The 13,212-nt window shown below is 39.5% G+C and carries 13 protein-coding genes; all 13 read right to left on the bottom strand.

The window, feature by feature from the left end; genetic code table 11:
- Positions 1-11: 11 nt before the first annotated feature.
- Positions 12-1,133 carry a Nif3-like dinuclear metal center hexameric protein gene (locus OZZ83_RS00705; protein WP_002309063.1) on the bottom strand — a complete coding sequence of 374 codons (1,122 nt, stop codon included), beginning with the start codon at positions 1,131-1,133 and terminating at the stop codon, positions 12-14.
- Positions 1,130-1,831, bottom strand: coding sequence for a tRNA (adenine(22)-N(1))-methyltransferase (locus OZZ83_RS00700; protein WP_002309061.1), 702 nt, complete (start codon positions 1,829-1,831; stop codon positions 1,130-1,132). The genes OZZ83_RS00705 and OZZ83_RS00700 overlap by 4 nt, the downstream gene beginning before the upstream one ends.
- A 142-nt stretch (positions 1,832-1,973) precedes the next feature.
- On the bottom strand, positions 1,974-2,414 hold the full coding sequence (locus tag OZZ83_RS00695; protein WP_002291962.1) for a hypothetical protein: 441 nt from the start codon (positions 2,412-2,414) through the stop codon (positions 1,974-1,976).
- A 128-nt stretch (positions 2,415-2,542) separates the two neighbouring features.
- A complete protein-coding gene (gene dnaI, locus OZZ83_RS00690) occupies positions 2,543-3,469 on the bottom strand; it encodes a primosomal protein DnaI (RefSeq protein ID WP_002306563.1) in 927 nt (308 codons plus the stop codon).
- Positions 3,469-4,842 (bottom strand): replication initiation and membrane attachment family protein, encoded by a 1,374-nt coding sequence (locus tag OZZ83_RS00685; protein WP_278023303.1) that lies wholly within the window; start codon positions 4,840-4,842, stop codon positions 3,469-3,471. The genes dnaI and OZZ83_RS00685 overlap by 1 nt, the downstream gene beginning before the upstream one ends.
- 22 nt (positions 4,843-4,864) lie before the next feature.
- Positions 4,865-5,368: a transcriptional regulator NrdR gene (gene nrdR, locus OZZ83_RS00680; RefSeq protein WP_002291966.1), complete on the bottom strand. Its 504-nt coding sequence runs from the start codon at positions 5,366-5,368 to the stop codon at positions 4,865-4,867.
- Between the two features lie 313 nt (positions 5,369-5,681).
- Positions 5,682-6,014 carry a hypothetical protein gene (locus OZZ83_RS00675; RefSeq protein ID WP_002291968.1) on the bottom strand — a complete coding sequence of 111 codons (333 nt, stop codon included), beginning with the start codon at positions 6,012-6,014 and terminating at the stop codon, positions 5,682-5,684.
- A gap of 51 nt (positions 6,015-6,065) precedes the next feature.
- Positions 6,066-6,695: a dephospho-CoA kinase gene (coaE, locus tag OZZ83_RS00670; protein ID WP_002291970.1), complete on the bottom strand. Its 630-nt coding sequence runs from the start codon at positions 6,693-6,695 to the stop codon at positions 6,066-6,068.
- Positions 6,659-7,495 (bottom strand): DNA-formamidopyrimidine glycosylase, encoded by an 837-nt coding sequence (mutM, locus tag OZZ83_RS00665; protein WP_002345952.1) that lies wholly within the window; start codon positions 7,493-7,495, stop codon positions 6,659-6,661. Before mutM ends, coaE begins: the two co-directional genes overlap by 37 nt.
- A 44-nt stretch (positions 7,496-7,539) precedes the next feature.
- Positions 7,540-10,185 (bottom strand): DNA polymerase I, encoded by a 2,646-nt coding sequence (gene polA, locus OZZ83_RS00660; protein WP_252706654.1) that lies wholly within the window; start codon positions 10,183-10,185, stop codon positions 7,540-7,542.
- A 125-nt stretch (positions 10,186-10,310) separates the two neighbouring features.
- Positions 10,311-10,994 (bottom strand): Bax inhibitor-1/YccA family protein, encoded by a 684-nt coding sequence (locus tag OZZ83_RS00655; protein WP_002306560.1) that lies wholly within the window; start codon positions 10,992-10,994, stop codon positions 10,311-10,313.
- The gene (locus OZZ83_RS00650) at positions 10,987-11,472 is read right to left on the bottom strand and encodes a MaoC/PaaZ C-terminal domain-containing protein (protein WP_002291977.1); all 486 of its coding nucleotides are present in this window, start codon (positions 11,470-11,472) and stop codon (positions 10,987-10,989) included. Before OZZ83_RS00650 ends, OZZ83_RS00655 begins: the two co-directional genes overlap by 8 nt.
- Positions 11,473-11,778: 306 nt before the next feature.
- Positions 11,779-13,113, bottom strand: coding sequence for a UDP-N-acetylmuramate--L-alanine ligase (gene murC, locus OZZ83_RS00645; protein WP_252706656.1), 1,335 nt, complete (start codon positions 13,111-13,113; stop codon positions 11,779-11,781).
- Between the last annotated feature and the right edge of the window lie 99 nt (positions 13,114-13,212).

Raw genomic sequence — 13,212 nt, 5'->3', positions numbered from 1 at the left:
TATTCTCTCCTTTAATTAAATTGAAATGGGTTTGTATTCGTTTCAGAAACGAAAAAGTCAATATCCCAATTTTCTTCTTGTTTCCAAGTCTCAAATTTCTCGATGAACCGTTCCTTACATAACGATTCAATATAATGTCCGGGATCAATTGCAATCAACCCGGCGCTTTGCATATCATGAGCCGTATGATAATAGATGTCTCCGGTGATATAGACGTCTGCTCTTTGAGCGATTGCTTGCGGATAAAATTTTTCGCCGCTTCCACCGCAAATCGCAATACGCTTGATGGATGATTTTGTTTTTTGAGGCTGAACGATTCTCAGTCCTTCTAATTGGAAAACTTTTTTTACTTGTTCCACAAATGTTTCTAAGGGGATTTCTTGCGGTAATTCACCTATTCGACCTAGCCCAAACTTTTCGACTGGTTCATCAATTGCGAAAAGATCGTACGCAGGTTCTTCATAAGGATGAACCGATTGCATGGCATCAATCACTTGTTTTTCGATTGTTTCGGGCAAAATAACCTCGACTTTTGCTTCTTGGACTTGTTCTGCCTTCCCTACTTTCCCAATCGCTGGTTGTGCACCAACATTCGGAGTAAATCGACCGTGTCCAATCGAGGTAAAACTTGTACCGGTATAATCGCCTTGCGTACCAGCACCAGCTACAGCTAATGCTTCCCGCATTTTCTGTGCATGATCCACAGGTACATAAACCGCCAGTTTTTTATAATGGATTTCATGAGTCTTCACTAAATAACTCTCCACTTCAATACCAAGCAGTTCGCAAAACCAGTCATTCAGTCCGTCCCAAATAATATCCATATTCGTGTGTGCCGCATAAACGGCAATATCATGTTTCAACAGATCTGCATACATTTTTTCTTGCGGCTGATCAGTAGTCAGCCGTTTTACAGGGCGAAAGATTGGGGGATGTTTAGCAATCAGCAGATCGATTTTTTTCTCGATTGCTTCTTCGACCACTTCTGGGCGAACATCTAATGTCATCATTACCCGTTGAATCGGTTTATCTAATGTTCCAATATGCAGTCCGACTGGGTCTCCTTCTTCAGCTAGCCATTGAGGACAATAGCTCTCAAACTTTTGGATGAAGGTACGTCCGCTTATTGTCATATCTCTAAAACCTCCTCAATCATTTGGATTTCCTGTTCGATTTGTTTTTGACGTGCCTCTTGATTAGCTGCTTGTTTGAGCTGTTCACGGATAGCTTTTCTTTGTTGAAGCTCTCTTGTCCATTTTGATTTGAAGATCTCACTTTTCTCTTCGAGCAGAAATGGTCCGAACATCAGCTCCATTTCGTTGTAAGTAACTGGTTTTTGTTCTTTTTCGGCTACAATAATTTCATATATTTTTTTGTTTTCTTCAAGTATTTTTTCTGATTGGATTTTGTATTGATTTTCTTGCAGCCATGATCGTAACGTACGCTCTCCGATATTTGGCTGAAGGATCAAACGTTCTTGTCCACTTAGGCGTTGATGCAACTTGCCAGCTTCTAGGATCTCTCGGATCAGCGAACCTCCCATACCCGCGATCGTGACAGCCGTTATAGCATCTTGCGGTTGGATCGCATCTAGACCATTTGCAAGACGTACAGTGATACGGTCTTCCAATCCATCTTTTTGGACTTGCTTACGTGCTGATTCATAAGGACCTTGAACGACTTCACCTGCAACTGCATATTTGATTTTTCCTTTTAGCATCAATGCAACAGGTAAGTATGCGTGATCTGATCCAATGTCTGCTAAACGAGCAGATTCAGGAACAAATTCACCAACTGCCGCTAAGCGCTGAGATAAATCTAAATGGTTCATAGCTTCACTCCTTCTAGGTAATTATAGCATTTTCCATATAAAATAAGGAGACTAGGAATAAAAAAATTCCCAGATCTCCTTAAAAATTATACCTTTTTGTTCTATAAAACAACATTTTCTTATTTTTGAAAAATGTTGTTAATTATTTGTTCAATGAAATATCAATGATCGAATCTCCAGGCACTTGTGGTGGGATAGACATCGTCATGATCGGCATCTCAACTAATGTAAATTGGACTTTGTCACCGATTTTCAGTTCATCTATGTCCACGCTTATTTTTTCAGCAGTAGCATTCAAAATCACTCCGTCATTGCTGAATGATGTCCCCATATTCGCTGGATCTTCTTTGGCCATGACATCGACGAGTTTCAGTTGAATCGTTTCTTCTTCCGCTTCTACTTGAGTGATGCTTTCAATCGTTCCTACAAATATGCTTTGTCCCTCCGTTTTCGTACTGCTTGTTTTTATTGTTTGACCCGCATCAATCGAATCAAGAGAACCTGTGTTGCTGTCTGCACTACCGCATCCTGCTAAAATAAAAAATAGACCAACTACATATATACTAGAAAAAATAGCCCTCATAAAAAATCCTCCGTTTAAGTTTTTGCATTACTTGTTGCGGTGATTGTCTCCGGTCATTTCTGTCCATGTAAAGATTCGCTGACCTGCTTTTACTACTTGGTCAAATATCAGTTGGACTTATCAACTGTTCAACCATTGCGGCGGTTGCGACCAGTCATTTCGATTTCTTTTGTCAAATAACGTATGCGTTCCATTATGCGTTTTGCTTTCAGCGGCTCTTCATCTCCACGTTGAGTGACGGACAAATGCTGTTCCAATTCATCCATTGTGAAATTTGATGAGAAGAAGGTCGGTAGCTGTTCCTGCATCCGATATTGAAGGATGACGCCAAATACTTCATCCCGTATCCAACTGCTCATCGCGTCTGCACCAATATCGTCAATCATTAAAATGGGGGAACGCTTCACTGCATCTAGCTTTTCTGCCACTTGATCTTTTCCGATTGCCTGTTTCATCTCAACGGCAAACGTCGGAAAGTGGACTAATGTCGTGGTGAATCCAGCAATCGCTAGTTCTCTCGCTGTTGCTCCTAATAAGTATGTTTTTCCAATACCAAAACTCCCCACCAAATAAAGACCTTTATGATACCCTTTTGGATCTGCAGTATATTTCTCTACGAAATCTAGGGCTTCCAAGCTTGCATATCCTCGTCCATCTGTACGCTCAAAGTTTTCAAAAGATGCTGATTGAATATCTTTTGGCATATCCATTGCTTTTACTCGGCTTCTAATTTCTTCTTGTCTTTGCCGAGCTAACAATGCTTCTGTTGGTACATAAGTGACATCCACATAATGAAAATTCAACGTCAACTTCGGCTCGTATCCTGGAGCGATCATCGTTGGATCGTTTTTTTGATATTTACGCTTTTCTTGCACGAACTCATACAATTTGGCGTAGCTTTTTTCAATATCCGCTTGTGTCAGTTCTTCTTGGTGTGCACTTAGAAAAGCTTGAACATCCGTATCATTTAGGACGTCAGCAATCATTTCAGCATATTTTTCTTGATAATTACGTTTGCTGATGATCCTCTTCAATTCTTTGCCTACGTCTTCCATTAGATGTCACCCTCCTTTTTCGCCAGGTATTCTTTAAAACGGCGGTCAATCTCTGCTTTTTTCTCACTACTGATCTGTTTTTCATCTTTTGGCTGGTTGACCCAATCAGGAAGCTTTTCCCGCCGAACATTTCGCTTGCCGTTTGGATAATTTGTTTGCTTTTTTTGTTTTGATTGTTTTGCTTGATTGCTTATTTGCCGAATATGCTGAATCGCTTCTTCTGCTGTGGCGATTTTCTTTTGTGCCCATTCATTTGCCACTGTATTCACATAACTAGCATTTAAGCTAGCATTATTTTTGATCACCAATACATAATTCAGCAAAACATTGATCACACTGCTGGAAAGACCTGATTGAGAAACAAGGTCTTGCAGTAACCAAGTTTCTTGTTTAGAAACATATCCGCCTTTTTCTGACTTGATTGCTTCCAGATATTTCATCGGCGGAATGCTCTGTGCTTCTTTTATCAACTGAAGCGCTGCATTTGTCAAATGTTCGTTCGTCGGAAATTCATTGCTGTTTTCAGCAACAGCTACTGTTTCCTTTATTTGCTTCACTGGTCGTCTCTGCATTGCCAAAACAGCTTTTTGCAGCTCCTTCATGGATACTTTTTGTTCACTAAAATCATAAGATTGACTGATGAGTTCACCAAGAGTTAGTTCATCGAATCCATAAAGCTGATGATACATGTCGACTTGTTTGATGATTGAATCATCAAGAACAGTCATATGTTTTTTTGCCAGCCAATCATTCAAAAATTGCCAATCGAATGTCGAATCTGTTTCAAGTAATGCTACTGGCTCAGATTCTTCAAAAGATTTATTCAGTGATTCGATGTTTTCTTGATTAGCAGCGTATACTGCTTCATTGAAGCGATAAACATCTAAAAATTTTTTTGTGATTTTTTGATATCCCTCTGTTGTATGCCTTTTAGGTTCAAACAACTGGGTAAGCTTCTGGAATCGTCGTTCACCAACTTTTTCCAAAAGAAGAAATGCCAGAACAGAATCTTTGAAAAATGCTTTAGGAATGAGTGGCTCTAACAACTCATAAATAAAACGAGGCCCCAGATCGCTATCTTCTTTAAAATAAACATCCAGTAAGCCGATTCCTTCCAGCTTTTTTCTTGCATCATAAAATTGAGGGATCCCGCAGCCTAGACTACTGAGTAAATCTGCATGCATCCCTTCAGGACCTTCACCAGATTCTTGCGAGATCTCTGATAACAGAGTGAAATAGATACTCAAGGCTTCTCCGCCGATCAGTGGCTGATAAAGATACAGCAACGCGTTCTTGCTGTCTTCCCTCAGCGGAGCTTCTTTTCTTCCTTGGTAAATATTTTTTGGTTGAAGCTCTTTCCAAGCATTTTCCAAGGAAATGCCTCCTTTTTGTTTCTTAATTGTTTTCTTTATTATTCTCTTTATTATTCTCTTTATTATTTTCTTTTGCTTTATCCACGATATCTTGCAGCTCTTTTAAGAAAACAGACATATCTTTGAACTGGCGATAAACACTGGCAAAACGGATATACGCGATTTCATCTAAATCGACTAAATCCTCCATCACATATTCACCAATCAGATTCGTTGATACTTCGTTTTCCCCAAGACTGCGTACGCGGTTTTCGACATGGTTGACGATTTGTTCCATTTGCTCCATAGCTACAGGTCTTTTTTCTGCTGAGCGGATGAGTCCTCTTAAAATTTTATCGCGATTGAATTCTTCGCGTTCCCCGTTTTTCTTGATGACTAATAACGGAGCAGCTTCAATTCGTTCAAAAGTAGTGAATCGGAACGAACAATTCTCACATTCGCGACGGCGACGGATCGCACGTCCATCATCTGCTTGACGGCTGTCGATTACTCGTGAATTATTATGTTGACATCTGGGACATCTCATTTTGTCTCACCTCTTGCATCGCATTTTTATATAAAGGATGTGTCTTTCTTTACAACTAGTTGTATTATAACACGAAACAAATCACAAACGCGACTGTCCTACCCAAAAAAACACGGATATAAGAACAATTTTTTCTATTTTCATGCGTAATTATGTTCCCTGTCCTAATTCAATTTCAATTTTCCAGTACTGATGACCTTGATTGCTGAGAAATGACTCGCCCAAAAGCTGATTTAGTCGGCTAGCACAAAAAACTTGAAGCAGATGAACATCTTATCATCTGCTTCAAGTCACATCTCTATTTCTTATTGTTTTATAACTTCTCTTCGATTCCTGTATAGTGTTTCATTCGTTGTTCCTCGATTTTTTGTTCATCAGGAATGTGTTCACTTTCTGGGAGCGGTGTCTTACTACGATCAGGTACCGGATTTTTTCGTTCTTGAGTCAAATCTTGCTGTTTCGCTTCTTTTTCTGCCTGCTGGTCTTCTATTTCATCGATTCTTGCTTGGTACTGCTTTTCTTTCTCTTCTGCTGTTTCTGATTGCGTACGACCTTCATCGATTAGATTTTCTTTATTGAGTATTTCGCCGATTTTTTCTTTTGCGTTACCTACGACTTTATCCTTTTGGTTTTTAAATGATCCCATCGCTATCCCTCGCTTTCTATATACTCAGGATAGCAAACTTGACACAGATACTCAAAGAAAGCGATTAGCTGAAAGCCAATTTTCGATTTGTTCCACAAGTTCCTCTTTTGTTCCGTTGTTGTCAAACAAAATATCCGCACGCTGCTTTTTTTCTTCGATTGGAAGTTGACTGCTAATTCTCTGCTGTGCTTGTTCTAGTGTTAGTTGATTACGTTTCATCAAGCGTCTGAGTTGAATATCTGGCGTGGTATAAACGACAGCTACTGCATCCATATAGTGGTCATAATGACCTTCATAGAGCAATGGGATATCTACAATTACTAAAGGATGATGGGAACTTAGATAGGCGATTTGATCTTTTATCGCTTTTCGGATAAACGGATCTAATAGCTGATCAAGTTTTTGTCGTTTCTCCTTTGATGGAAAAACAATCATCCCAAGTTTCCCTCGATCTAGCTGACCATCAGACTGCAATATCTCTTGGCCAAACACGGACACAACCTTCCTCAGAGCAAGCGTTCCAGGCTCAACAGTTTCTCTAGCAATCACGTCACCATCGATCAAAGGAAATCCATGAGACTGAAAGACTTTGGCTGCCGTACTTTTGCCAGTAGCTATTCCGCCCGTCAAACCTAAAACAAAGCCTACTTTTCGATTTTCAGCCTTTGACAATTCGGACAATAGTGAGTCCCCCTTTGTGCCACTTTTATTTTCACGATCGGTGTCCCACAATGTATACATGGTTTGCCAGTTTGCTGATAGACATGCAGTGCGACTTGGAATCCGCCTGATTCTCCTAATGCATTCAAATAGCTGCGAATCGTGGTACCTCCGGCTTCTATTGCACGATTCAAAACATCAATGATCGATAGACGTAATTGTTCTATCTCTTTTGGACGTAATGTATTCGCCGGTTGTTCTGGATGAATCTTCGCTTCCCATAATGCTTCGTCTACATAAATATTACCTAGTCCCGTTACTAGACGTTGATCTAGCAGTAAAGGCTTGATTGCTTTGTGCGATTTTTTCAGTCCAGCTGCAAAATCTGCTAATAAAAAGCTGTCAGGCAATGGCTCAGGTCCTAATTTCATGATTCCTCGGTAAGTTGCACTTGCTCCTTTTTCGACAATTGTCATACGACCAAATTTTCGTACATCGTTGTAGCGAAGTTGGCTCCCGTCCTCAAAAAAGAAAAGTACATGCGTATGTTTATCGATTGGTGTATTTTCTTTCGTGAATTGATATTTTCCTTCCATTCGCAAGTGTGAGATCAGTTCATAATGATCGAGATGAAAAATCAAAAACTTCCCTCTACGTCCAATGGATTGGATGGTTTCGCCAACAAGAGAAGCCTCAAAGATGGGCGTCTCTGGTTGCTCAATGATCTTGGGCCACAAGACCTGCACTTTCTGAATCGTTTTTCCTACTACTAACCGTTCCAATCCTTTACGAACGGTTTCTACTTCTGGTAATTCTGGCATTTTTTCTTTTCACCTTCATTATATTGCTCTGTCTTAAACAATGTTTATTTTGCTTCGTACCACGTTTTTCCCCAACTGCTGTCAGTGATCAGTGGTACATGGAGAGAAACAGCTTGTTCCATAACTTCCTTCACCAATTTATCTAATGATTCAAGTTCTTTTTCAGGTACCTCGAAGACAAGTTCATCATGAACTTGTAACAGCATCGTAGCTTGAAGACCTGTTTCTTTTAATCGTTTATCCAATTCAATCATCGCGATTTTCAAAATATCAGCAGCACTTCCTTGAATTGGTGTATTGATAGCTGTTCGTTCCGCAAAAGAACGGATATTGTAATTTCTTGAATTGATGTCTGGCAAATATCGTCGGCGGTGATACAGCGTTTCGACGTAGCCTTGATCTTTTGCTTCGCGTACGATTCTTTCCATATATTCTTTGACACCTGGGTATTTTTCAAAGTACGTATCGATGTATTGCTGTGCTGCTTTTCGGCTGATGCCTAAATTTTGTGAAAGTCCGTAATCAGAGATGCCATAAACGATACCAAAATTCACTGCTTTTGCCTGCCGACGCATATTTGGTGTGACATCCTCTGCCTTTTCGATTCCAAATACGCGCATCGCTGTGCTGGCATGGATATCTTGACCTTCTAGGAAGGCAGCTTTCAAATGTTCATCATTTGAGATATGCGCAAGTACGCGTAACTCGATTTGTGAATAGTCAGAAGAATAAATCAACCAGTCTTTTTCTCTCGGAACAAATGCCTGACGTATCTTTCTCCCTTCATCTAATCGAATCGGGATGTTCTGCAAATTAGGATCAACAGAGCTTAATCGTCCTGTTTGGGTTAATGTCTGGACATAACGGGTATGCACTTTTCCATCTGATTGGATCACTTTCAGCAGTCCCTCGACATAGGTAGATTGAATTTTTGCGATTTGACGATAGGTTAGGATATCCTCTACGATTGGTGCTTGTTCACGAAGCTGTTCCAGTACATCTACGGCTGTGGAGTACCCAGTTTTTGTTTTTTTGATAACGGGTAATCCCATTTTTTCAAATAAGATCACTCCTAATTGCTTTGGTGAATTCAAATTGAATTCTTCGCCGGCTTCTTCGTAGATTTTTTGTTCGATCTCTCTTAAGCGAGCAGAAAACTCGCCCTTCATTTCTTGTAAGCGAGTCGCATCTACTTTGATCCCGCTTATTTCCATCTCTGCCAAAATGATAGACAATGGCAGTTCCATTTTCCGGAAAAGATCTTCTTGGTTTTTATCTGCCAGTTCTTGGCTCAATTTTGGTGTTAACGCATTGATTGCAGCTACTTTTCGCGCTAAATGAGCAAAAAAGAGTTCCTCTTCTTCTGGTAAACCTTTTTTCGCCCCTTTGCCGTATACAGTTTCATCTGATTGGATATCGTTGTATCCGTAATGTGCAGCTATTCCTTCGATATCTGTGCTTTTTTCATTCGTATCGAGAAGGTATGCACCTAGCAAGACATCAAAATCGATTCCTTTCGTTTTTCCAGTATAGCGATTTAAAGCAACATAAGTTCGTTTCGCATCATATACTTTTTTCAATCGGTTCGGATCAGTGATCCAAGAATGGAACGCTTGGTTTTCGAATACAGACAGATCATTCGTGACATAGATTTTCTTTTCTGTCCCCCACGCTACTCCGACGATTTCCTCTGTATGGTAATTGTCGCCCATCATTTCCACGTACAGTGCCATATCCGTAGTAAACATTTCCTCTTTAAATTCATGCACGACTTCAAATAAAATATCATCCATTTTTACTTCTTCTTCAACGATATTCAGTTTAGAAAGGAACTGATTGAAATCCATTTCTTTATAAAATGGAACGAGTTTATCGAGATTTTTCCCTTCATACTTCAATGAGTCGATAGAGACCTCCACAGGGGCTGAAGTATTGATGGTCGCCAATTTCTTCGATAAGAACGCTTGCTCTTTGTCATTTATCAGATTTTCTTTCATTTTGCTTTGCTTCATTTCATCAATATGCTCATAGATTCCTTCGACTGAGCCATATTGTTTCAATAGCTTGATAGCTGTTTTTTCACCAATTTTAGTCACACCTGGGATATTGTCAGAGGCATCTCCGGCTAGTCCCTTCATGTCAATAATCTGTTTTGGTAACAATCCATCATATTTTTCCGCCACATGTTCTGGTGTATAACTTTCGATATCGCTGACACCTTTTACAGTGATATCCACTTTTACTTCTTTACTAGCTAATTGAGTCAAATCCCGATCACCGGAAAGTACGACGACATCAAATTGATTTTTATCTACTTTTTCTGCCAAAGTACCGATAATATCATCCGCTTCATAATTGGGCAATTCGTAATACTGTACACCTAATCCCGTCAACAAATCACGGATATATGGCATTTGTTCTTTGAATTCGCCTGGTGTTTTAGATCTTCCTCCTTTGTACTCCGCATACATTTCTGTCCGAAAGGTCGTTTTTCCTGCATCGAACGCAACCAGAACATGCGTCGGTTGCTCTTTTTGCATAACATTTTCAAACATCGTATTGAATGCATAGATTGCATTTGTATGAAGACCGTTTCTGTTTTTGAAACGTTCAAGGGAATTGTGCAGCGCAAAGAATGCGCGAAAAGCCACACTGTTCCCATCAACGAGTAATAATTTATTTTTTGTCATCTTCTTAACTCCTTACTGTAAAGTTCTTATTCATTCTAACAAAGAATCATGCGGAATGCGAAAAGAAAAAGCGGGACCATACCAAATATTTTGGTATAGCCCCAACTGATCAATTTTTTCCTTTTTTAGTTGTTCCGTCCAAAGATTCTTAAAAACGCCAAGAACAAGTTGATAAAGTCTAAATACAGCTTCAATGCCATAAATACAGCAATGCCACTATGTGCTGTTCCATTTGTCTGGACATAGATATTACGAATGCTTTGGTTATCATAAGCTGTGATCCCTGCAAAGATGACGACTAAAAGCAGTGAGATGAACAGCTCAACTGCGCTACTTCTCAAAATGAAGATGTTCAAGACTAGTGCAATGATCACTCCGATCAAAGCAGCCTGTCCTGCTCTTCCGACCCCGCTAAGATCTCGTTTTGTTGTCACTCCGACAACAGACATCCCCATGAACATCAAGGTAGCTGTCAAGAAAGCTTGTGTTACTGTTCCAATATCGTAGAATGCAAGAGTAACTGCTAATGTTACGCCATTCAAAAGAGAGTAGGCAATGAATCCACCGATCGCTAAGCTCGGATTCTTTTGTGCTTTTACGCCTAGAACCATTACCAAAATCAGTTCAACGATCCACAGACCCATAAAGCCTAATGGAAAGTTATTGATAAAAGTTGCTAGTTGTAAAGGAAATACCCAAAGAGCCAAGTAAGAAGTGACTGCACTAAGGGCAAGCCCCATACCTAAAAAACCATAAACTTTTGCATAAAAACGATTGATGCCTGACATTGATGTACTTGGATTATTCATTTAATTCACCTTCACTTTCGATTGCTATTTCCAATTCAGGAACTTGTGGCGGTTGGACCATAACAACAGCATCCAACACACGATCTTCGTTCGTGTTTTCCGCTTCTACAGAAATCGTCACCACGTCCTTCATCTTATCTACTTTTATGACCTCAAACTGAAAAGTCAGTGTTTCATAATGGAAAACCGGTTCAATAAAATTGACAGAAAAATTGACAACATGTGATCCTGGTCCAGGAAGATGCTTTGAAATTGCACTTGTGATGATCCCCATCAGCATCACTGATGGAACGATTGGCTGATGATATTCTGTTTTTTGTGCAAAGTCATGTTGGATATACAAAGGATTTGCATCATTCGTCAATCCCAAATACAGCAAAAGCTGGTTATCTTCAATAGATTCTGTTAAAGATAACGAGTCGCCTTCCTCGATTTCATTTATTGTTTTTCCTAGTTTTCTCGGCTTACCTATGTTCAAGATAGAAACCCTCCAGTTTATTTTTAATCATACATTATTGTACCAAAAGCAGCGCAAAAGGCAAGTTCTGCTCCTTTGATTTAACAGATTCCTATAGTTTAAAGAGGTCGTGAAAAAGCTGTCCTGCATCAAGTAATAAGAACAGCCAAGAAAAAACAGCTTCTCATGTTTTTGATTTGGCTAGGCTTATTACCGCAGATGCAAGCTTTTGAACGCCGTTTATCAAAAGTTGTAAAAAAGGGAGCATGACAAGAATTTTGCCACTCTCCCTCTTTCTATTTTTATAAGGACACTGCAGTAATTGTATTACAGTACATTTTTCGTCGTGCTGCTTAAAAGTTTTTCATACGCTTGTTCAAATTTTTGAACATCTCCAGCACCCATGAAGATTACTACTGCATCATGATAATCTAATAATGGAGATACATTATTTTCTTTGATGACTTCTCCACCTTTTTTGATTTTCGCTCCAAGGTCTTCGATCTTAACGTTTCCTTGTTCTTCCCGAGCCGAACCAAAAATATCGCATAAGTAAACTTTATCAGCTAAATCAAGTGCTTCTGCAAATTCATCCATCAATGCAATCGTACGCGTAAACGTATGAGGTTGGAAAACTGCAATTATTTCTTTATCTGGATATTTTTGGCGTGCGCCATCAATGGTTGCTTTGATTTCTGCAGGGTGATGCGCATAATCATCGACTACGGTCATGTCTGCTACGATTTTTTCACTGAATCGACGTTTTACTCCTGGGAAAGTCAGCATTTCTTCCGCAATTTCTTTCAGATCCAGATTTTCGAAATACGCGACTGCAATAACACCTAAAGCATTTAAAATATTGTGTTTGCCGAATGCCGGTACAGTGAAATGTCCAACAAATTCATCCCCATGATAGACATCAAAAGCAGAACCGGATGTTGTACGTTCGATGTTTCGTGCTTGGATATCATCATTTTCTGTGACACCATAATAATAAATCGGCACATCTGCTTCTAATTTGCGTAAATAAGCGTCGTCACCGTACGCAAAAATAGCTTTTTTCACTTGTCCAGCCATTGTTTGGAAAGCTGTAAATACATCGTCGATACTTGTATAATAATCCGGATGATCAAAATCGATGTTTGTCATGATCGCATAGTCTGGTGAATAGGCAAGGAAATGACGGCGATATTCACAGGCTTCAAATGAAAAGAATTCCGCTTGCGGATCACCATGCCCTGTTCCGTCTCCAATTAGATAACTTGTTGGACGAACACCACTCAATACATGAGAGAGCAGACCAGTCGTACTTGTTTTTCCGTGAGAACCGGTTACAGCGATACTCGTATAGTTTTGGATAAAATGACCAATAAAGTCGTGATAGCGAATCACTTCCAAACCTAATTCTTTTGCTCGCTGGATTTCTTCATGTGAATCAGGAAATGCATTTCCTGCAATAATCGTCATACCTGGTTTTACATTGTCTGCGTTAAATGGCAGAATCGTGATATTTGCTTTTTCTAAATCTCTTTGTGTAAAGAAATATTTTTCAATGTCTGATCCTTGGACATTTAAACCTTGTTCATGTAAAACAAGAGCCAAGGAGCTCATTCCTGAACCTTTGATACCAACAAAATGATACAATTTATTTTGATTTTCCATTTGAATCCTCTTCTCTTATCTAGCGTCCATTCTTTTAGCTATTACATTCAACACGCTCCTCATTATCTTATAAACGATTGAAAATTTCAACCAAATTTA

It is taken from the genome of Enterococcus sp. E5-162, from assembly GCF_035725965.1.
Lineage (GTDB): Bacteria > Bacillota > Bacilli > Lactobacillales > Enterococcaceae > Enterococcus_B > Enterococcus_B lactis.
The sequence above is the reverse complement of the archived record's forward strand: the minus strand, read 5'-3'. Positions and strand labels throughout refer to the sequence as shown.